We start from the raw sequence: 19,051 nt of genomic DNA, 5'->3' as shown, positions 1-19,051 counted from the left end.
TCGCCATGACCCCAGCGCTGCGAGACGAGCTGTTCGAGCGCGTCCAGATGCTGCGCATCCCGCCGCAGCCGGAATCGGCACCGCCCAACTGGAAGGACTGGTATCACTTCGTGCTGATGCACCCGGCCAGCGGCTGGCGAGCTCTGGCCAACGTGAGCCTCGCTGGGGGCGGCGGCCGGGCCGAGCTGCAATGCACGCTGGTGATCCACGTGCCGGGCAAGGCGGAGGATCCGCCGCGCGTGCATGGCGCCAGCCGCAGTGTGCCGTGGCTGCCGGGCATGCTGCGCCCGCGCCCGTTGGTCATCCGCGGCGACGAGGTGGAACTGACGCTGCAGGAGCAGGTGTGGCGCCTGCGCCTGCAGCCTGCTGGACTGGACATCGGCCTGGCCTTAGAGGCACGTCCGGACAGCACTGCGATGCTGGTGACGGAAGGATCGTCCTTCGGAAGCGGCTTCATCGGCTGGGGTCTGGTGCCTCGGCTGGTCGCCAAGGGAGAGCTGTGGGCCTGCGGCAAGGGCACCTCCGTCACGCACGATTGGTTCTGCTACCAGGACCACAACTTCGGGCGCTTCCGCTGGGGCGAAGACTTCGGCTGGGAGTGGGCTGTGGCCCACGCGGCCTCGCCGGACGGGCCCGCCGTTACGGTGGTGGTCGACCTGCGTACCGATCGCGCGCACAGCCGCCACGGCCTGCCGTACGTCTTCGTCATCGTGGGGCGGGAGCTGCGCAAAGTGTTTCTCGGTCCAGCGGTGACGCTGCGCTGGGCATGGTCCGAGCGAAGCGTGCTGCCGGCCCGGTTGCCCGGTACCATGGCCACGCTGCTGGCTGACTGTCCGGAGCGCGCGCCGGTGTCGCTTACCGTGCTGGCCGCCGATGAGCGCGACAGCCTGCGGCTGCAGCTCAGTTTCGACACCCACCTGCAGATCGTGGTGCCCGATGAACGGCAGCCGGTACACACGCGCATCAGCGAGGCCAGCGGCGCGGCTGCGATCACCTTGCGCCTGGACGGCCACGTGCAGGATGCCCGAGGTCAGGCCTATGCGGAGTACACGCGATGAGGCCGCCCACCCTCGCCGAGGTCCAGCTCATTGCGTGGTTGCAGCGCCTGGTGCAACTGCTGCTGGCTCAAGAGGGCAGTGCGCGTCAGCTGAGCCGTGTCGTCGCCGGCCGCCGCGCGGTGCTGGTGCTGGACGAAGCCCGTCTGTCGCTGCATGCCGATGCAGGCGAGCCGTTGACGGTGTGCATCGAGCCCGCCGCACCGGATGAGCTGCCCCACGTGCGCACCACTGCCGATACCTTGCGCGACGTCATGAACGGCCGCGCGCTGCTCGACACCACCGTGGCCGATGGGCGCTTGTTTGTTCGTGCCCAGTTGCACGACTTGCTGGCCTTCCACGAGTTGGTGCTGCACGCGCTCTCGTTTGGCACCCGCCACGCCGGCCTGCAAGCGCTGTGGGCCGAGTTCGACCAAAGCTGGCCTGGCGAGTGCCCTCGCTGTGCAGCGCTGGATGGGCAGCGCGCCGTTTTCGGTGCATTGCGGCAAGCTGTTCCGGCCGCGGTTCAGATGGCTCGCAGCCCCCTAGAGGCGCATCCTCTCCAACCTTGACGCTCCCGAGTTCTCGCCTAAGAATTTGGCACCATGGCCGGAGTGGACACGCGGGCGTTCCGCCGTACCTCGTTCGGGTTGAAGCTTGTCGTTCAGCCGGACATCGAGCGCGCCTTCGCCAGCCAGGTCATCGATCGCATCCGTGCCCGGGACTTCGTCCTTGAGATGGGGCCGCTCACCGTCCGGCTGCCGCACAGCTTCGGTCAGTGCCACGGCGTGGAGCGTGCCATCCAGCTGGCCTTCGAAACGCGCGAACGTTTCCCGTCTGCGCGGTTGTTCCTCACTGACGAGATCGTCCACAACCCGGCCGTGAACCGCCGCTTGCAGGCGTTGGGCTACCAGTACCTGGACGGCCAGTACGCCGGTACGCTGGCAGTTCAGGACCTTGGGCCTGATGACGTGGTGTTGCTGCCCGCCTTTGGCGTGGAGGCCGGGCTGCTGGAAGCGCTGCGCCAGCGCGGCGTGCAGATCGTCGATGCCGTCTGCGGCGAGGTGATGCTGGTGTGGAAGCGCGTGCGCGAGTACGCCCGCGACGGATACACAAGCGTCATCCACGGCGCCCCCAGGCACCAGGAGACTCGCGCCACCGTCAGTCGCACGCGGCAGGACGATCCATTCATGCCGCACCAGATCGATGCGCCTGGGGCCTGGATGGTGGTTCGGGGGCTGGACGATGCGGCGCAGGTGGCGCGCTTTGTGCGCGGCCTGTGCAGCGCCGACGAACTGCAGCGGCGCTTCGCTGGCGCTGTGTCGCCGGGCTTCAATGCGCATCACGACTTGGAGCGCATCGGCATCGCCAACCAGACGACCATGCTCGCGAGCGAAACCCTGGCCGTGCAGGAGCTGCTGCGCCGCGCCTATGAAGAGCGTTACGGTGCGGAGGGCGCAGCAGCCCGCGTGCGCCTTGCCGACACGGTGTGTTCGGCCACGCAGGACCGGCAGGACGCGCTGGTGGGCCTACTCGGCGAACCGCTGGACCTGCTGCTGGTCATCGGCGGCTACAACAGCGCCAACACCGGCCATCTGCTGGATCTGGCCTTGTCGCGGGGCCTCGCCGCCTTTCACGTCGAGGGTGCCGAGTGCCTGGAGAGCACACAGTCACTGCAGCACTGGGACCGCGCTGCAGGCCGTATCGCGAACGCGCGGGACTGGTGGCCACACAAGCAGCCGCTGGACGTGGGCATCGCGGCCGGCGCGTCCACGCCCGATGCGCGCATCGGCGAGCTGGTGGTGCGCCTTGCGGAGCTAGCGGGCTGCCCACCGGCAGCCCTCCACTGACCAACCGGAGCCAACCATGGGTGGTGTGACGATCCCGAAGGCCTACGACATCACGTTGCACGGCGGCGCGGACATGGACCTGGACAACATTCACATCAAGGAGATGCCCCAGGTCAATATGGCGATCAAGGAGATCCCCTCGCTGAGCATCGCTGTCACGCAACTGCCCACGATACGGCTGGAGATGGCTGTCAAGGAGCTGCCTACCATCCGGCTGGATGCCGACGTGGGCATCAAACCGACGCGGGTATCCATGCCGATGAACACGCACGTCTGTCTCAAGCTGCTGGGGCTGAAGCTGCTGGACCTGTCGCTTTGCGGCGAGAACATGGTGATCATCGAGCCCTACGTGCCTCGCCGCGCCGAGACGGGCTGTGCCTGAGGGGAACGCCATGGCCGAGACACTTTCCGGCGAGCGCATCGTGCTGATCGGCGCACCGTCGCTGCTCAGCGGGCTTGTGCGCATGAGCAACCGCAGCGCAGAGGCACTCAAGATCAAGAACACGCTGCTGCGTACCCAGGACGGTCGGGAGCTGCAGCTGACGCTTGGCCTGCGGGTGCCGCCCGGCGTGACGGCGCATGCGCGGGCGTCCGTGCAGCTCGACCCTCGCACGCCGCCTGGTGATATCCGCGCCGAGGCGATCGTTGGCGAGGAAGCGCGCGATGTGCTGATCCGCGTGCTGGAGCACCGCGAGGTGGCGCTGTACCCACAGAGCTTTCGCATCCACGGCAGGCCTGGTGCTCAAGTGCCGGTGCCAGCGGTGCTCACCAACCTCGGCAACGTGCCCTTTTCGGTGCCGCGAGTGGCGCTGCTGGCGGTCTCGCAGGCACAGGGGTTTGAGCAGATGTTCCACGTCGCGATGGCGCAGGCCGGCTCCAAGGGGCATCAGGCCGCACTGGACCTCTTCGCGCAGATGCTGGGTGCTAGCGAGGTCGACGCGCCCAAGGTCCTCTTCAACGCGGCCGCTGGCAAGCAGCTCGCCGCAGGTGATTCGGTGGAGACCGAGCTGGGCTTCGAGCTGCCGGCCAAGCTGGCGCGGCATGGCCTGTACATGGGCAGCTTCACACTCGGCGGCGCGCAGTATCCGGTCGAGATCGAAGTGGATGCACCGGGTTCCGACGAGCCCGTCGTGCCTGTGCCCGCGTCCGTGCCTGCCACCCCCGCAGCACGCAAGTCGCGGAGCTGACGAAGAAAGGGTTTGATCATGAGCCAAGCAACCGTCCGCCATCTCTCAAACGGAACCGTTCGGCAAGGCCTGGACGGCCTGCTCACGGACCTGCCCGGCCTGGTGAACACGGCCACCACGCAATACGTGGACCTGTTGCGCCGCGGCCTCAAGCTGGCCGGCGACATCGTGCCGTCCAGTCTCACCTCGAGCCTCACGGATCTCGCCACTTCCGGCAATGACTGCTGCACCGTGCCGACTCAGGACTGTCCGCCCCGCTGCGTTGCTGAGATCGACTGGGAGGCCTGCGGCGGCGAGCCCCAGCGAGCCGTCATCAACGTGAGGAACACCAGCAAGCAGGCTCGCGACTTCAGCTTTGCTGCCGGCAGTATTGGCCCGGCGAAGGTGGAGGTGCAACCCGCGGGGAGCCTGCTTTCACCGGGCGAGGCGGTGGCTGTCCACGTGACCGTGCCGTCCACCGATGGCCTCAAGGCCGGCGAGATCTACACGGGCGAGCTGCTGATCCGAGGTGCCTACGAGCAATGCGTCAAGCTCAGACTCAGGCTGGCGAGCCCGGTCACCGCCACGCTCGACGTGAGTCAGGGCGAGTTGCCGCAGCACATCACGGAGCTGAAGTGGTACCGGCACTGGCAGTGCGTAGATTCCTGCGCCCCCAGCATACGGGGCAACCAGCCAGTGCCGGGAACCCGGGAACCACAGCAACCGCAGGTGGGCTGATCGCGATGCTGGTCGATGAACTCAAGCGTCTGCTGGACACCAGCTTCAAGGCCAACGTGCAGCTCATCGTGGGGGCAGGCGGCGCGTTCAAGGAAGCCGCCCAGGCTGCCCGCGACCCCCTGCGCGCGAGCAAGCCCGACGCGCGTGCACTGCTTGGCGATCTGGCGAAGCTGCAGTTCGAGTACGTCAAGGAACTCTCGCGAGGCAGCACCGAGTACTGGGGCGCCGTGGCTGCCATGGCCAAGGGGGAAGGCACGCCGGAGGACGCCTCAAAGCCCACCAGCACCGCCCACGCCCAGGCCCTGCGCGGAGAGCCCGGCGAGACTGTGGGCTTCCAGTTCCGTATCGACAACCCCAACGCCGAGGCCGTCAACGCCCGCATCGAGTCCCAGCCCTGGAGCAGTCGCGGTGGGGAAACCGTCGATGCTGACAGCCTCGTGTTCCGGCCAGCCGACACGGTGGTCGCACCGGGTAGCCATGTGGTGGTGCTTGGCCAGGTCACCCTCGACGAGCGCTTTGTGCCAGGCCAGACCTACGATACGGTCATCCGCGTCGCCGGCTTTCCTGGCCACCAGGTGGCTTTCAGCCTCTCGGTGGCCAAGTAGCGAAGGCACGCATCAGCAAGGACAGTCGGGGCGAGTCTTCTGAGAGCCGGTCTGCTGGTTTTGCGTGGAGCCCCTTGCAGTCTCGGGTTCGAAGGGGCGCTTGACGGGGGATGTCCCGGCGCTTGCCGTAAGTCCAGAGCCCGCAAAGGCTGGCGCGCGGGGGGGGCTCAGCGTGCCACCGCGGCCGGTCGAGTCGGGGCAGTACCACCGAGGGCCTGCAGCCCTTCGAGCTGCATGTAGCGCCGGGCCAGGCTCCACTCGGCGTTCTGGTCCAGCTTGGCGCCAGTTTTACCTATGAAACGGACGAAAAAAAGCCGTCTCTGGGACGGCTTTGGGCTTCCTGGGAAGTGTGTTCTGGCGGAGAGGGCGGGATTCGAACCCGCGGTGGGCTATTAACCCACACACGCTTTCCAGGCGTGCGACTTAAACCGCTCATCCACCTCTCCTGCAAGCCCGCCATCATAGCGCATTGCTCGGCTCATGCCTGCAAGCTCTGCGCTCGATTTTTGCAGCACCAGCTCAGCGCATCACGCCAGTCCAGTTGGTGGATGACGTTGTTCAGGTGCAGCATGCGTCGTGAACGGGCCAGTGTGTGGCCCTGTCCGTCTATCAGCGCGACATTGCACAGGATGTTCATGGGGTCGAACAGCGCGACGACGTCGGGCTGGATCTCGGTCCACTCCCAGGCGATGTGGATGGGGTCGCCGTCGTTCGGCGTGGCCCAGACCTCCTGTCCAGAACGTAGTCCGGAGCGTGCATCGTGCACTCTGACACTACTTCCGACTTGTCGCAGCTCATGAGTTGCCAATTCGAACTCGTTTACAGTCTTGACGACCGTCTCGCAGGCCATCAGTTGCCAAGCTGCCATCTGCATTCGGGACTCCTCTCATTTGGATGGTTTGCAGTTTGCGTTCACCCGGGCCGAGCTGCTCCTACCAACCCTAGTAGCGCATGAACCTGCAGCGGTACGAGCAAGTCAGTCAAGCGGAGGATCTCGCGTCATTCAGGCGTGGGCTGATCGATTTCGCAAACGACCTGGATTTCGGTCTGGTGGTCGGGATGCTGGCCATCGAGCACCGGGGTCCCGGTGCAAAGACGGAATACGTTGCAGTGGGCAACACGCCCGACGCGTTTCTGGAGATTTCCAGAGACAACGAATACGCCAAGCGCGATCCCGTGCATCAGCGTTTGACGCAGCTGACCAAGCCACTGATTTACGACCAGGACTTCTACGTCGATGCCGGCGCGGGCGAGCTGTGGGAGATGTATGCGCCGTTCGGCTATCGGACGGGCGTCGCCGTCGGCGTGCAGATGCCCGGATATCGCCGGCTGCTGCTCGGCGTGGACCGGGAATCTCCCCTGCCCAAGGATCCGATCAAGCTCAACCGGATCATTGCCGACCTGCAGCTGCTTGCCGTTCACGCCCAGGATGCCGCGGGGCGGTTGCTGGTTTCCCGGAAGGCGGTGCTGCCACAGGTGAAGCTGCCGCCGCGGCAGCTCGAGATCCTGAGGCTGACGATGGAAGGCAAGAGCGCCTGGGTCGTCGGGAGCCTGCTGGGCATCAGCGAGAACACGGTCAATTACCACATGAAGCAGTTGTTCAAGCTGCTCGACGTGTCGACCAAGCATCAGGCCGTGCTGAAAGCCATGGAGCTGGGACTGCTCTGACGGTGCTCGACCCCTACCAGGGTTTGTAGTTCTCTGTTTTCCAGTGCTTGGACACACTGGATGCCATCTCAACACCGCTGATGGATGGCACAAATGGCAAATTATTCTTTCTGGGAAGTTGTCGCAGAACTGCTGGGCTTCCCGATCACGGGCAACTGATTTCGATCCCTAGGAGATCCTCAGAAAAGCGACACCTCCATCGCTTTCGTTCGGCGCCCCCCGAACGTCTTCTACCCGCGACCGCCCTAGGGCCCTCGCGGGTTTTTTTGCGCTGGGCTCTCAGGGCTTGGCGCCGCCCTTGAGCAGCGCCATCGCCGTGCCGATCAGGCCGGCGACCTCCGTCATGTTGCCCGGCACGATCATCGTGTTGTTCTTCTGCGCAAGCTGGGCGTAGGCGTCGACGGCCTTCTCGGCGACCTTCAACTGCACGGCCTGTCCACCACCGGGCTGCTCGATGGCTGCGGCGATCTTGCGGATCGCGTCCGACGTCGCATCGGCAACTGCCGTGATGGCCGCCGCCTCGCCCTGCGCCTTGTTGATTTCGGCCTGCTTCTGGCCCTCGGACTTGGCGATGGCTGCCTCGCGCTCGCCGGTGGCGATGTTGATCTGCTCCTGACGCCGGCCTTCAGACGCCGCGATCAGTGCGCGCTTCTCGCGCTCTGCCGTGATCTGGGCCTGCATGGAGTGCAGGATGGCCGGCGGCGGGGTCAGGTCCTTGATCTCGTAGCGCAGCACCTTGACGCCCCAATTCAGCGCGGCCTCGTCCAGCGCCTGAACGACCGAGCTGTTGATGACGTCGCGTTCCTCGAAGGTCCGGTCCAGCTCCATGCGGCCGATGACGGAGCGCAGCGTGGTCTGCGCCAGCTGCGTGATCGCCACCACATAGTTGCTCGCGCCATAGCTGGCCCGCATCGGGTCGGTCACCTGGAAGTAGAGGATGCCGTCGACGGTCAGCTGCGTGTTGTCCTTGGTGATGCAGACCTGGCTGGGCACGTCCAGCGGGATCTCCTTCAGCGAGTGCCGGTAGGCCAGCCGGTCGACGAAGGGCACGAGGAAGTTCAGGCCCGGCGTCAGCGTGGCGTGATAACGCCCCAGGCGCTCGACCACCCAGGCATGCTGCTGGGGAACGACCTTGATCGAGCGGACCACGAAGATGGCGGCAATGACGAGGATGACGAGTGCGATTTCCATGGGGCTTCTCAAGCTGGGTTGACGGGTATGACGGTCAGCGGTCCAGCAGCAGGCTGCTGCCTTCGATGGCGCGGATCACATGCCGGCCGCCCGCGGCCGGTGCCTGGCCGATGTAGCGGGCGGCCCAGGCCGCACCACGGTACTGCACCTGGGTAGTGCCTTCGTCCGACCAGGCCTCGACGTGCACGGTCTGGCCGATGTCCAGGTTCACGTCGGGATTGCTGGCCGCCGGCGTGGGCTCCCCCCGGCTGCGCCGGCGCAGATACCAGGCGATCGTGGCAGCCCCGCCCACGACGGCAGCGACCAGCATCTGGCCAGGAACGCCCAGCCCGAGATGGGCCGCCAGCGCGCCGGCCGCGGCGCCCAGTGCCAGCATCAGCAGGTAGAAGGTGCCCGTGGCCAGCTCCGCGGCGACCAGCACGCCCGCGGCTATCCACCAGTAGGTGCTCCAGCTCCAGTCCATCCTGTCTCCCCGGTCCTTGTTGAAAGGGCAGTGTAGGGCGGCACGGAGGCCATGAAGACATGGTCGGGACACGCTGCGGCCCTACACTTCGCCGCTTCGTTTTTTGATGCCCGCCCGCTGGAGGCCGCCGATGATCCGTTTTCACTTTCCCATCGTCATCATCGATGAGGACTATCGCTCCGAGAACACCTCGGGCCTGGGCATCCGCGCGCTGGCCGAGGCCATCCAGAAAGAGGGCATGGAAGTCCTGGGCGTGACGAGCTACGGCGACCTGTCGCAGTTCGCCCAGCAGCAAAGCCGTGCCTCGGCCTTCATCCTGTCCATCGACGACGAGGAGTTCACGAACACCGGGCCCGACCTCGACCCGGCCGTGCTGAACCTGCGCAAGTTCATCGGCGAGATCCGCTTCCGCAACCCGGACATCCCCATCTACGTGTACGGCGAGACACGTACCAGCCAGCACCTGCCCAACGATGTGCTGCGTGAGCTCCATGGCTTCATCCACATGTTCGAGGACACGCCGGAGTTCGTGGCCCGCCACATCATCCGCGAGGCCAAGAGCTACCTGGACGGCCTGGCGCCGCCCTTCTTCAAGGCGCTGATGGACTATGCGGCCGACGGCTCCTACTCCTGGCACTGCCCGGGCCACTCCGGCGGCGTGGCCTTCCTGAAGAGCCCTGTGGGCCAGATGTTCCACCAGTTCTTCGGCGAGAACATGTTGCGTGCCGACGTCTGCAACGCCGTGGAGGAGCTGGGCCAGTTGCTGGACCACACCGGCCCGGTCGCGGCCAGCGAGAAGAACGCGGCACGCATCTTCAATGCCGACCACTGCTTCTTCGTCACCAACGGCACGTCCACGTCCAACAAGATGGTGTGGCACCACACGGTGGCGCCGGGCGACGTGGTCGTCATCGACCGCAACTGCCACAAGAGCAACCTGCACGCCATCATCATGTGCGGTGCCATTCCCGTGTTCCTGACGCCCACGCGCAATCACTACGGCATCATCGGCCCCATCCCCGAGAGCGAGTTCAGCCCGGAGACCATCCGCGCCAAGATTGCTGCCAACCCGTTGTTGGCGCATGTCGATCCGGCCACGGTCAAGCCCGCCATCGTCACGCTGACGCAGAGCACCTACGACGGTGTCCTCTACAACACCGAGACCATCAAGAAGAAGCTCGACGGCTACATCCCGACGCTGCACTTTGACGAGGCCTGGCTGCCGCATGCGGCCTTCCACGACTTTTACGGCCAGTTCCACGCCATGGGCAAGAACCGTCCGCGCCCCAAGGAGGCGATGGTCTACGCAACGCAATCCACGCACAAGCTGCTGGCCGGCATCTCGCAGGCCTCGCAGGTGCTGGTGCAGGACTCGCAGAGCGTCAAGCTCGACAAGCACCTCTTCAACGAGGCCTACCTGATGCACACCAGCACCAGTCCGCAGTACTCCATCATCGCGAGCTGCGACGTGGCCGCGGCCATGATGGAGCCGCCTGGCGGCACCGCGCTGGTGGAAGAGAGCATCCGTGAGTCGCTGGATTTCCGCCGTGCAATGCGCAAGGTGGAGGGCGATTACGGCGATGACTGGTGGTTCAAGGTCTGGGGGCCGGACTTCCTGCGCGAGCAGGAGGGGGGCGAGCCGGTGTCGGCCGACTGGATGCTGCATGCCGACGAAGACTGGCATGGCTTCGGCGCACTGGCCGAAGGCTTCAACATGCTGGACCCGATCAAGTCCACCATCATCACGCCCGGGCTGGACATGGAAGGCCGTTTCGCCGCGACGGGCATCCCTGCCTCGGTTGTCACGAAGTTCCTCGTCGAGCACGGCGTTGTGGTGGAGAAGACGGGGCTGTATTCGTTCTTCATCATGTTCACCATCGGCATCACCAAGGGCCGCTGGAACACGCTGCTGACTGCGCTGCAGCAGTTCAAGGACGACTACGACAAGAACGCGCCGCTGTGGCGCATCCTGCCGGAGTTCTGTGCCCAGTTCCCGAAGTACGAGCGCATGGGCCTGCGCGACCTGTGCCAGAGCATCCACCAAGCCTATGCCGAGGGCGACATCGCGCGGCTGACGACGGACATGTATTTGTCCAACCTGCAGCCGGCCATGACACCCACCGACGCCTACGCCCACATCGCGCAGCGCAAGACCGAGCGTGTGGGCATCGACGAGCTGGAAGGGCGCATCACGACCTCACTGTTGACGCCGTACCCGCCCGGCATCCCGCTGCTGGTTCCGGGCGAGCGCTTCAACAAGAAGATCGTCGACTACTTGAAGTTCACCCGCAGCTTCAATGCCAAGTTCCCCGGCTTCGCCACCGACGTTCACGGTCTCGTCCACGAGGTGGATGAGGAGACCGGCCGCGGTCACTACTACGTGGACTGCGTGAAGCAGTGAAGCAGGGGCTGCGCGTCGAGCCGTGTCGCAACGGCTGACGCGGACTCCTGAACAAGATGTGAAGCGCCCTGGGGCAAATCCAGGGCGCTTCGTGCTTTTGCCGGGGCGGGCCGGCGGGCCATGCGCAGAGTCGGTCGGCTCGTATGGCGAGGCGGAGGCGGCGTCACCTGCTCTCGATGCCTCCTGCCCGTGCGCCCACAAGTGCAAATGCCCCGCAACTGGCGTTGCGGGGCATTCCGCGCAGGCGCCCGGCGGCGCGTGTGCTGGAGTGTCGGAGCGGACGCTCGAGGCGCCTTGTTGTCCTGTTGAGGCGAGGGGGGGGGCTGGGGCCCGCTTACTCGCTCGCCAGCGCGACGTGGCTGAAGCCGCCGTCTACGTAGAGGATCTCGGCGCTGACGCCGCCGGCCAGGTCCGACAGCAGGAAGGCCGCTGCATTGCCCACGTCCTCGATGGTCACGTTGCGGCGGATGGGTGCGGCAGCGGCGAACTGGCTCAGCAGCTTGCCGAAATCCTTGATGCCCGAGGCTGCGAGCGTCTTGATCGGGCCTGCCGAAATGCCGTTGACGCGTACGCCCTTCTCGCCCAGGGCGTGTGCGAGGTAGCGCACGCTGGCCTCCAGGCTGGCCTTGGCCAGGCCCATGGTGTTGTAGTTGGGCACGAAGCGTTCGGCGCCCAGGTAGCTCAGGGTCAGCAGCGAGGCGCCTTGACGCAGGCGCGGCGCAGCCAGCTTTGCCATGGCGGGGAAGCTGTAGGACGAGATGTCGTGCGCGATGCGGAAGTTCTCGCGCGTCATGCCATCGAGGAAGTTGCCGGCGATGGCGTCGCGTGGCGCAAAACCGATGGAGTGGACCAAGCCGTCGAATTCCGGCCAGACCTCGCCCAACTGGTCGAACAGGGCCTGCATCTGCTCATCGCTGGTGACGTCGCAGTCATAGACCAGGCTGGAGCCGAATTCGGCGGCGAATTCGCTGATGCGCTCCTTGAAGCGCTCTCCCTGGTAGCTGAAGGCCAGCTCGGCCCCTTCGCGATGGCAGGCGCGGGCAATGCCGTAGGCGATGGAGCGGTTGGACAGCACGCCCGTGATCAGCAGCCGCTTGCCGGCGAGAAAGCCCATTCTGGTCTCCTGTGAGGTCTGAAAGAGCCCGCGATTCTGGCATGTCTAGGGGACGGTGGCTTGCCGGCACGGGACTTGCACAGTACAATCCGAGCTTCACCAGAAATGAGAGATCCCGACAGGGGTTTCCCAACGGGCACCGGACGACATCCCCCGGTGCGCGATATCCGGTGAACGAGTGGGCGGATTCATCCAGCCCATTTTTTTTGCTTTTTCGATTTCTTTTCGACGCTAAGACCGCAATACCGAATGAGTTGGCAAACCGCTGTGGAAACGACCGTGACCGGCCTCGGTTACGAACTCGTGGACTGCGAACGCAGTGCCGGCGGATTGCTGCGCGTCACGATTGACAAGCTGGCGTCCGAGGCGGCCGCTGGCGAGCTGATCACGGTGGACGACTGCGAGAAAGTCACGCGCCAGTTGCAGTATGTGCTGGAAGTCGAGGCCTTCGACTATGCGCGGCTGGAAGTTTCCTCGCCGGGGTTGGACCGACCGTTGAAAAATGCCGCGCATTACGTCCGTTTTGCCGGTCAGGAAATCGACATCACGTTGAAGCTGCCCTTCCAGGGGCGCAAGAAATACCGCGGCGTCGTCGGCGCCCAGCCGGAATCGACGAGCGACCAGGCCTGGCGCCTGGTGTTCGATGACGGCACGGCCGAGCAGGCGCTGGACTTCACGCTGGACGAGGTGCGCGAGGCGCGCTTGGTGCCGGCTTTCAGTTTCAAGGGGCGCGGCGGCGAGCCGGCGCCCGATCGCAAGCCCGGCCAGCGGGGCGTCATCAAGCCGAAGAAAGTACCGGCGAAGAAACAAGCGGGCGAGCCCACCGAGGTGGCGCCCGGCCAAGACAAGGTTGACGGAGGTCTCAAGCAATGAACCGCGAAATGTTGATGCTGGTGGACGCGATCTCGCGCGAGAAGAGCGTGGAGCGCGATGTCGTGTTCGGTGCGGTTGAGGCCGCACTGGCCTCGGCCACCAAGAAGATTTACGGCGGTGAGGCCGACATCCGCGTCAGCGTGGACCGCGACTCCGGCGAATACGAGACCTTCCGCCGCTGGCATGTCGTGCCCAATGAGGCCGGCCTGCAGAACCCCGACGCCGAGATCCTGCTGTTCGAGGCCCAGGAGCAGATTGCCGACATCGAGGTTGACGACCACATCGAGGAGCCTGTCGAGTCGCTGCCCATCGGCCGCATCGGCGCGCAGGCTGCCAAGCAGGTCATCCTGCAGAAGATCCGCGACGCCGAGCGCGAACAGCTGCTGAACGACTTCATGTCGCGTGGCGAGAAGATCTTCGTCGGCACCGTCAAGCGCCTGGACAAGGGCGACATCATTGTCGAGAGCGGCCGTGTGGAAGGCCGCCTCAAGCGCAGCGAGATGATCTCCAAGGAGAACCTGCGCACCGGTGACCGTGTTCGCGCCGTCATCCTCGGCGTGGACCCGACGCAGCGTGGTCCGCAGATCATGCTGTCGCGTTCCAGCCCCGAGTTCATGAAGGAACTCTTCGCCCAGGAGGTGCCGGAAATCGAGCAAGGCCTGCTGGAGATCAAGAGCTGCGCGCGCGACAGTGGCTCGCGCGCCAAGATCGCCGTCATCAGCCATGATCGCCGCGTCGACCCCATCGGTACCTGCGTCGGCGTGCGTGGTTCGCGCGTCAACGGCGTGACGACCGAGCTGGCCGGCGAGCGTGTGGACATCGTGCTGTGGAGCGAAGACCCTGCCCAGTTCGTCATCGGCGCGCTGGCCCCGGCCAACGTGCAGTCCATCGTCGTCGATGAAGAGCGCCACGCCATGGACGTCGTCGTGGACGAGGAGAACCTCGCCATCGCCATCGGCCGTGGCGGCCAGAACGTGCGCCTCGCGTCCGAGCTGACCGGCTGGCGTATCAACATCATGTCGGCCGAGGAATCCGCCGCCAAGCATGAGCAGGAGACCGAGAGCGTCCGCAAGCTCTTCGTCGAGAAGCTCGACGTCGATGCGGAGGTCGCCGACATCCTGATCGCCGAGGGCTTCACCAGCCTGGAAGAAGTCGCCTACGTGCCGATGCAGGAAATGCTCGAGATCGAGGCCTTCGACGAGGACACCGTCACCGAACTGCGTACCCGTGCCAAGGACGCGCTGCTGACGATGGAGATCGCCAAGGAAGAGAAGGTCGAGGAAGTGTCGCAAGACCTGCGCGACCTGGAAGGCGTGACGCCCGAGCTGCTGAGCAAGCTCGCCGAGGGCGGCATTAACACCCGCGACGACCTGGCCGACCTGGCCGTGGACGAGTTGGTCGAACTGTCCGGCATGGACGAGGCGGCTGCGCGCGCTCTGATCATGAAGGCCCGTGAACACTGGTTCAACGCCTGATCAGTAACCAACGCCGCGCCGCACCGAAAGCAATTTGAAGGATCCCCACATGGCCGTGACTACCGTCGCCCAATTTGCCGCCGAGCTGAGCAAGCCGGCGGGCACGCTGCTGGAGCAGCTGCAAGCCGCGGGCGTCAAGAAGTCTTCCGTCGACGACTCGCTGAGCGAGACCGACAAGGAACGCCTGCTCGACCACCTGCGCTCCGCCCACGGCACCGCCGGCACCGAGCGCAAGAAGATCACCCTCGTCAAGAAGTCGACCACCGAGATCAAGCAGGCCGACGCCTCTGGCAAGGCCCGCACCATCCAGGTCGAAGTGCGCAAGAAGCGCACCTTCGTCAAGCGTGACGACGCCGCCGACGAGGTCGGCACCGGCTCGGACGAAGCCGAGCTGCTGCGCCGCGAGGAAGAAGCCCAGGCCCAGGCCGCTGCGCTGCGTGCCCAGGAAGAGGAGCTGGCCGCCAAGGTGAAGGCCCGCGAAGAGGCCGAGCGCGCTGCACGCGAAGCCGCCGCTGCCAAGGCCGCGGCCGAAGCCGCTGCAGCCGAAGCCGCCGCCAAGGCCGCGGCCGAAGCCGCTGCAGCCGAAGCCGCCGCCAAGGCCGCGGAAAAGGCCGATGACCAGGCCGAGGCTCGTGCCCGCAGTGCCGCCGCCGCCGCCGCCGAGGCCGCCGCCATCAACAAGGCTGCTGCTGCCAAGCGCGCCGCCAAGTCCGCACCGGCTCCGGAAGCCACCGAAGTCGTCGCCCCGCCGCCACCGGCCCCCGCGCCTGATGTCGTTGCCCCGCCGCCGCCCGCGCCCGCCGAGGCCGCCAAGCCGGCGCTGCGCGTCGTCAAGGCCGTGGATGCCGCGGCCGAGGAGAAGCAGAAGCAGGACGACCTCGCCCGCCGCCGCAAGGCCGCAGAGGAAGAGGCCGCCAAGATCCGCGCGATGATGAATGCGCCCAAGAAGGTGCTGGTCGCGAAGAAGCCCGAGGAGCCCAAGCCCGCCGAAGGCGCTGGCATCAAGGGCACCATCCACAAGAAGGCTGGCGCTCCGGCGCCGGCTGGTGCACCCGCGGGTGCAGGCACCGGCAAGCCGGGCGACAAGAAGTCGGTCAAGTCCGAGAAGCTGTCTTCCAGCTGGGCCGATGACGCCGCCAAGAAGCGTGGTCTCAAGACCATCGGTGCCGGCCCCGCCGGCGCGGGCCGTCCGGGTGGCGGTGGTAACTGGCGTGCTCCTGCACGTGGTGCCGCAGGCCGCCGCGGCGACCGTGGTGGCAACGGAATGTCCAGCTTCCAGGCGCCGGTCGAGCAGCAGATCCAGGAAGTGCACATTCCCGAGACCATCTCGGTGGCCGATCTCGCGCACAAGATGTCGGTCAAGGCCGCTGAGGTCATCAAGCAGCTGATGAAGCTGGGTCAGATGGTCACCATCAACCAGCAGCTGGACCAGGAAACGGCCATGATCTTGGTCGAGGAAATGGGCCACAAGGCCTTCGCCGCCAAGCTGGACGATCCGGACGCCTTCCTGGAAGAGGAGGGCACGTCGGCCGAGCAGCAGCACGAGTCGCTGCCGCGCGCGCCAGTCGTTACCGTCATGGGTCACGTCGACCACGGCAAGACCTCGCTGCTGGACTACATCCGTCGCTCGCGTGTTGCGGCTGGCGAAGCTGGCGGCATCACGCAGCACATCGGCGCGTACCACGTGGAAACGCCGCGCGGCATGATCACCTTCCTGGACACCCCGGGTCACGCGGCCTTCACGGCCATGCGGGCTCGCGGCGCGAAGGCGACGGACATCGTCATCCTGGTTTGCGCGGCCGACGACGGCGTCATGCCGCAGACCAAGGAAGCCATCCACCACGCCAAGGCGGCCGGCGTGCCCATCGTGGTCGCAATGACCAAGATCGACAAGCCTGATGCGAACGCAGAGCGCGTGAAGAGCGAGCTGGTGGCCGAAGAGGTCGTGCCGGAAGAATTTGGTGGCGATTCGCCGTTCATCGGCGTGTCGTCCAAGACCGGTCAAGGCATCGACGAGTTGCTGGAGCAGGTGCTGCTGCAGGCCGAAGTGCTGGAGCTGAAGGCCCCGGTCGAGTCCATGGCCAAGGGCCTGGTCATCGAAGCCAAGCTGGACAAGGGCCGCGGCCCGGTCGCGACGGTGCTGGTGCAGAGCGGCACGCTCAAGCGCGGCGACGTCGTGCTGGCTGGCTCCACCTATGGCCGCGTGCGCGCCATGCTGGACGAGGACGGCAAGGCCACCAACGAGGCTGGTCCGTCCATCCCGGTGGAGATCCAGGGCCTGACCGAGGTGCCGCAGGCCGGCGACGAGTTCATGGTGCTGTCCGACGAACGCCGCGCACGCGAAGTCGCGACCTTCCGCCAGGGCAAGTACCGCGACGTCAAGCTGGCCAAGCAGCAGGCCGCCAAGCTGGAGAACATGTTCAGCGAGATGGGCGCCGGCGACGTGCAGACCCTGCCGCTGATCATCAAGGCCGACGTGCAGGGTTCGCAGGAAGCGCTGGCCGCCTCGCTGCTCAAGCTCAGCAACGCCGAGGTCAAGGTGCAGATCGTCCACGCGGCGGTTGGCGGCATCAGCGAGAGCGACATCAACCTCGCCATCGCGTCCAAGGCCGTCATCATCGGCTTCAACGTGCGTGCCGATGCCGGTGCGCGCAAGCTGGCCGAAGGCAACGCGGTCGACCTGCGCTACTACAGCATCATCTATGACGCCGTGGACGATGTGACCAAGGCGATGTCCGGCATGCTGGCGCCCGAGCAGCGCGAAGAAGCGCTGGGTACGGCCGAGATCCGCGTCGTGTTCGTCGCCTCCAAGATTGGCACCGTGGCTGGCTCCATGGTCACCAGCGGCTTGGTCCGTCGTGGCGCGCGCTTCCGCCTGCTGCGCGAGAACACCGTGGTCTACACGGGCGAGGTCGAGTCGGTGCGCCGCGAGAAGGACGACGTGCGCGAGGTCAAGGAAGGCTTCGAGTGCGGTATCAAGCTCAAGAACTACAGCGACATCAAGGAAGGTGACCAGCTCGAGTTCTTCGAAATCAAGGAAGTGGCCCGCACGCTCTGATCTTCCAGGTCAAGGGTTAACCCCGCCCCTCGGGGCGGGGTTTGTTCTTTCAGGAAACCGCCATGAGACACAAACGCGCCATCCCCAACCGAGCCTTTCGAGTCGCCGACCAGATCCAGCGTGATCTGGCCGAGCTGATCCGCGAGCTGAAGGATCCGCGCATCGGCATGGCAACCATCAGCGCGGTCGAGGTCACGCCTGACTACGCCCATGCCAAGGTGTTCTTCTCGGTCCTCATCGGCGACGCCGCCGAGACACAGGCTGCGCTGAACGAGGCCGCCGGCTACCTGCGCAATGGGCTGTTCAAGCGCCTGCAGATCCACACGGTGCCGACGCTACATTTCCAGTTCGACCGCACCACCGAGCGGGCCGCTGAGATGACGGCGCTGATCAACAAGGCCAACGCGACACGGGCTATCGAAGGCGAGGAGCCCAATGACTGAGGCGACGGTCACGGCGCGTCCCGCCCGAGTCCGCATCCAGCGCCGTCCGCTGCACGGCGTGTTGTTGCTCGACAAGCCGCTGGGACTGTCGAGCAACGATGCGCTGCAGAAGGCCAAGTGGCTGCTGCGCGCCGAGAAGGCCGGCCACACCGGCACGCTGGACCCGCTGGCCACCGGACTGCTGCCGCTGTGCTTTGGCGCGGCAACCAAGTTCAGCCAGCTCAGCCTGGATGCCGACAAGCGCTACCTCGCCACGCTTGCCCTGGGCGTGCGCACGACCACTGGTGATGCCGAAGGCGAGGTGCTTGAGCGCCACGACGCCGACCACATCACCCGCGAGCAGATCGAGACTGTCTGCCGCGGCTTCATCGGCACCATCGACCAGATGCCGCCGATGTACTCGGCGCTGAAGCACGAGGGCAAGGCACTGTACGAATACGCCCGCGCCGGCGTCGAGATCGAACGCAAGAGCCGTAGCGTGACGATTCACGCCATCGACATCGTCTCGATGCAGGCTGGCACCGTGACTCTCGACGTCCGTTGCAGCAAAGGCACCTACATCCGCACGCTGGCCGAAGACATCGGCGCCAAGCTGGGCGTGGGTGCGTCGCTGGCTGCGCTGCGCCGCACCGGCTCCGGCGGACTGACGCTGGACGGCGCGGTCACGCTGGCAGAGATCGAGGCCCTGGCCGACGAGCAGCGGGCCGCGCTGCTGAACTCGCCCGACCGGCTGTTGTCCGATGCGCCCGAGCTGCGCCTGGACATGGCCGATGCGAGTCGCTTCCTGTCCGGCCTGCGCCGCCGTGTCGACGCACCGGATGCCGAACGCGTTCGTGTCTACGGCCCGGAAGCCAAGGCTTTCCTGGGCAGCGCCCACATCACTTCTGGCGAGCTGATCGCCGACCGTCTGTTGACCCCGCCGGAGGTCCAGGCGCTGCTCTCCGCCTGAACCGGTTTTTTTAGAAGCAAGCT

General features: G+C 65.9%; 18 protein-coding genes and 1 tRNA gene. 14 read left to right on the top strand and 5 right to left on the bottom strand.

All coding sequences use genetic code 11. The features are described from left to right. Positions 1-5 precede the first annotated feature (5 nt). From QM732_RS12805 to QM732_RS12775, 7 genes are read left to right on the top strand one after another with little or no spacing between them, the layout of a single operon-like run. Positions 6-1,058 (top strand): hypothetical protein, encoded by a 1,053-nt coding sequence (locus QM732_RS12805; protein WP_415656516.1) that lies wholly within the window; start codon positions 6-8, stop codon positions 1,056-1,058. Further along, complete coding sequence (locus tag QM732_RS12800; RefSeq protein WP_415656515.1) at positions 1,055-1,606, top strand: hypothetical protein; 552 nt, start codon at positions 1,055-1,057, stop codon at positions 1,604-1,606. Before QM732_RS12805 ends, QM732_RS12800 begins: the two co-directional genes overlap by 4 nt. Positions 1,607-1,639: 33 nt before the next feature. Continuing rightward, entirely contained in the window at positions 1,640-2,884 is a 1,245-nt protein-coding gene (gene ispH / locus QM732_RS12795; protein WP_415656514.1) for a 4-hydroxy-3-methylbut-2-enyl diphosphate reductase, read from the top strand. A gap of 25 nt (positions 2,885-2,909) precedes the next feature. Next, on the top strand, positions 2,910-3,266 hold the full coding sequence (locus tag QM732_RS12790; RefSeq protein ID WP_415656513.1) for a hypothetical protein: 357 nt from the start codon (positions 2,910-2,912) through the stop codon (positions 3,264-3,266). A 10-nt stretch (positions 3,267-3,276) separates the two neighbouring features. Further along, a complete protein-coding gene (locus QM732_RS12785; RefSeq protein WP_415656512.1) occupies positions 3,277-4,071 on the top strand; it encodes a hypothetical protein in 795 nt (264 codons plus the stop codon). A gap of 18 nt (positions 4,072-4,089) precedes the next feature. Further along, a complete protein-coding gene (locus QM732_RS12780) occupies positions 4,090-4,788 on the top strand; it encodes a hypothetical protein (protein WP_415656511.1) in 699 nt (232 codons plus the stop codon). Between the two features lie 5 nt (positions 4,789-4,793). Next, positions 4,794-5,393, top strand: a complete 600-nt coding sequence (locus QM732_RS12775) for a hypothetical protein (RefSeq protein WP_415656510.1) — start codon at positions 4,794-4,796, stop codon at positions 5,391-5,393. A gap of 355 nt (positions 5,394-5,748) precedes the next feature. Here QM732_RS12775 and QM732_RS12770 read toward each other — a convergent pair. Then, positions 5,749-5,839, bottom strand: a tRNA-Ser gene (locus QM732_RS12770). Positions 5,840-5,871: 32 nt separating this feature from the next. Then, complete coding sequence (locus QM732_RS12765; RefSeq protein ID WP_415656509.1) at positions 5,872-6,267, bottom strand: hypothetical protein; 396 nt, start codon at positions 6,265-6,267, stop codon at positions 5,872-5,874. Positions 6,268-6,344: 77 nt separating this feature from the next. Between QM732_RS12765 and QM732_RS12760 the strand changes: the two genes are divergently transcribed. Continuing rightward, positions 6,345-7,061 (top strand): autoinducer binding domain-containing protein, encoded by a 717-nt coding sequence (locus QM732_RS12760; RefSeq protein WP_415656508.1) that lies wholly within the window; start codon positions 6,345-6,347, stop codon positions 7,059-7,061. Between the two features lie 279 nt (positions 7,062-7,340). On the opposite strand, the gene QM732_RS12755 is transcribed toward QM732_RS12760, so the two are convergent. Both QM732_RS12755 and QM732_RS12750 read right to left on the bottom strand, forming a co-directional pair. After that, complete coding sequence (locus QM732_RS12755) at positions 7,341-8,252, bottom strand: SPFH domain-containing protein (RefSeq protein ID WP_415656507.1); 912 nt, start codon at positions 8,250-8,252, stop codon at positions 7,341-7,343. A 34-nt stretch (positions 8,253-8,286) separates the two neighbouring features. Continuing rightward, complete coding sequence (locus QM732_RS12750) at positions 8,287-8,715, bottom strand: NfeD family protein (protein ID WP_415656506.1); 429 nt, start codon at positions 8,713-8,715, stop codon at positions 8,287-8,289. Between the two features lie 130 nt (positions 8,716-8,845). On the opposite strand from QM732_RS12750, the gene QM732_RS12745 reads away from it, so the two are divergent. Continuing rightward, positions 8,846-11,116, top strand: a complete 2,271-nt coding sequence (locus QM732_RS12745) for an Orn/Lys/Arg decarboxylase N-terminal domain-containing protein (protein ID WP_415656505.1) — start codon at positions 8,846-8,848, stop codon at positions 11,114-11,116. Positions 11,117-11,450: 334 nt separating this feature from the next. On the opposite strand, the gene fabI is transcribed toward QM732_RS12745, so the two are convergent. Further along, positions 11,451-12,230 (bottom strand): enoyl-ACP reductase FabI, encoded by a 780-nt coding sequence (gene fabI / locus QM732_RS12740; protein ID WP_415656504.1) that lies wholly within the window; start codon positions 12,228-12,230, stop codon positions 11,451-11,453. Positions 12,231-12,479: 249 nt separating this feature from the next. On the opposite strand from fabI, the gene rimP reads away from it, so the two are divergent. The 5 genes from rimP (at position 12,480) to truB (ending at position 19,028) form a co-directional block, all read left to right on the top strand. Beyond that, complete coding sequence (gene rimP / locus QM732_RS12735) at positions 12,480-13,103, top strand: ribosome maturation factor RimP (protein WP_415656503.1); 624 nt, start codon at positions 12,480-12,482, stop codon at positions 13,101-13,103. Next, positions 13,100-14,578, top strand: a complete 1,479-nt coding sequence (nusA, locus tag QM732_RS12730) for a transcription termination factor NusA (protein WP_415656502.1) — start codon at positions 13,100-13,102, stop codon at positions 14,576-14,578. Before rimP ends, nusA begins: the two co-directional genes overlap by 4 nt. 49 nt (positions 14,579-14,627) lie before the next feature. Continuing rightward, positions 14,628-17,636 (top strand): translation initiation factor IF-2, encoded by a 3,009-nt coding sequence (infB, locus tag QM732_RS12725; RefSeq protein ID WP_415656501.1) that lies wholly within the window; start codon positions 14,628-14,630, stop codon positions 17,634-17,636. 62 nt (positions 17,637-17,698) lie between these two features. After that, positions 17,699-18,079 (top strand): 30S ribosome-binding factor RbfA, encoded by a 381-nt coding sequence (gene rbfA / locus QM732_RS12720; RefSeq protein WP_415656500.1) that lies wholly within the window; start codon positions 17,699-17,701, stop codon positions 18,077-18,079. After that, complete coding sequence (gene truB / locus QM732_RS12715; RefSeq protein ID WP_415656499.1) at positions 18,072-19,028, top strand: tRNA pseudouridine(55) synthase TruB; 957 nt, start codon at positions 18,072-18,074, stop codon at positions 19,026-19,028. Before rbfA ends, truB begins: the two co-directional genes overlap by 8 nt. Positions 19,029-19,051 lie beyond the last annotated feature (23 nt).

This window comes from Roseateles sp., assembly GCF_047654805.1.
Taxonomy (GTDB): Bacteria; Pseudomonadota; Gammaproteobacteria; order Burkholderiales; family Burkholderiaceae_C; genus Pelomonas.
The sequence above is the reverse complement of the archived record's forward strand: the minus strand, read 5'-3'. Positions and strand labels throughout refer to the sequence as shown.

Excerpts from the sequence above, each read along its gene's own strand:
- QM732_RS12805 (WP_415656516.1), top strand. The coding sequence starts at position 6 with ATGACCCCAGCGCTGCGAGACGAGCTGTTCGAGCGCGTCCAGATGCTG.
- QM732_RS12800 (WP_415656515.1), top strand. The coding sequence starts at position 1,055 with ATGAGGCCGCCCACCCTCGCCGAGGTCCAGCTCATTGCGTGGTTGCAG.
- ispH (WP_415656514.1), top strand. The coding sequence starts at position 1,640 with ATGGCCGGAGTGGACACGCGGGCGTTCCGCCGTACCTCGTTCGGGTTG.
- QM732_RS12785 (WP_415656512.1), top strand. The coding sequence starts at position 3,277 with ATGGCCGAGACACTTTCCGGCGAGCGCATCGTGCTGATCGGCGCACCG.
- QM732_RS12780 (WP_415656511.1), top strand. The coding sequence starts at position 4,090 with ATGAGCCAAGCAACCGTCCGCCATCTCTCAAACGGAACCGTTCGGCAA.
- QM732_RS12775 (WP_415656510.1), top strand. The coding sequence starts at position 4,794 with ATGCTGGTCGATGAACTCAAGCGTCTGCTGGACACCAGCTTCAAGGCC.
- QM732_RS12765 (WP_415656509.1), bottom strand. The coding sequence starts at position 6,267 with ATGCAGATGGCAGCTTGGCAACTGATGGCCTGCGAGACGGTCGTCAAG.
- QM732_RS12760 (WP_415656508.1), top strand. The coding sequence starts at position 6,345 with ATGAACCTGCAGCGGTACGAGCAAGTCAGTCAAGCGGAGGATCTCGCG.
- QM732_RS12755 (WP_415656507.1), bottom strand. The coding sequence starts at position 8,252 with ATGGAAATCGCACTCGTCATCCTCGTCATTGCCGCCATCTTCGTGGTC.
- QM732_RS12750 (WP_415656506.1), bottom strand. The coding sequence starts at position 8,715 with ATGGACTGGAGCTGGAGCACCTACTGGTGGATAGCCGCGGGCGTGCTG.
- QM732_RS12745 (WP_415656505.1), top strand. The coding sequence starts at position 8,846 with ATGATCCGTTTTCACTTTCCCATCGTCATCATCGATGAGGACTATCGC.
- fabI (WP_415656504.1), bottom strand. The coding sequence starts at position 12,230 with ATGGGCTTTCTCGCCGGCAAGCGGCTGCTGATCACGGGCGTGCTGTCC.
- rimP (WP_415656503.1), top strand. The coding sequence starts at position 12,480 with ATGAGTTGGCAAACCGCTGTGGAAACGACCGTGACCGGCCTCGGTTAC.
- nusA (WP_415656502.1), top strand. The coding sequence starts at position 13,100 with ATGAACCGCGAAATGTTGATGCTGGTGGACGCGATCTCGCGCGAGAAG.
- infB (WP_415656501.1), top strand. The coding sequence starts at position 14,628 with ATGGCCGTGACTACCGTCGCCCAATTTGCCGCCGAGCTGAGCAAGCCG.
- rbfA (WP_415656500.1), top strand. The coding sequence starts at position 17,699 with ATGAGACACAAACGCGCCATCCCCAACCGAGCCTTTCGAGTCGCCGAC.
- truB (WP_415656499.1), top strand. The coding sequence starts at position 18,072 with ATGACTGAGGCGACGGTCACGGCGCGTCCCGCCCGAGTCCGCATCCAG.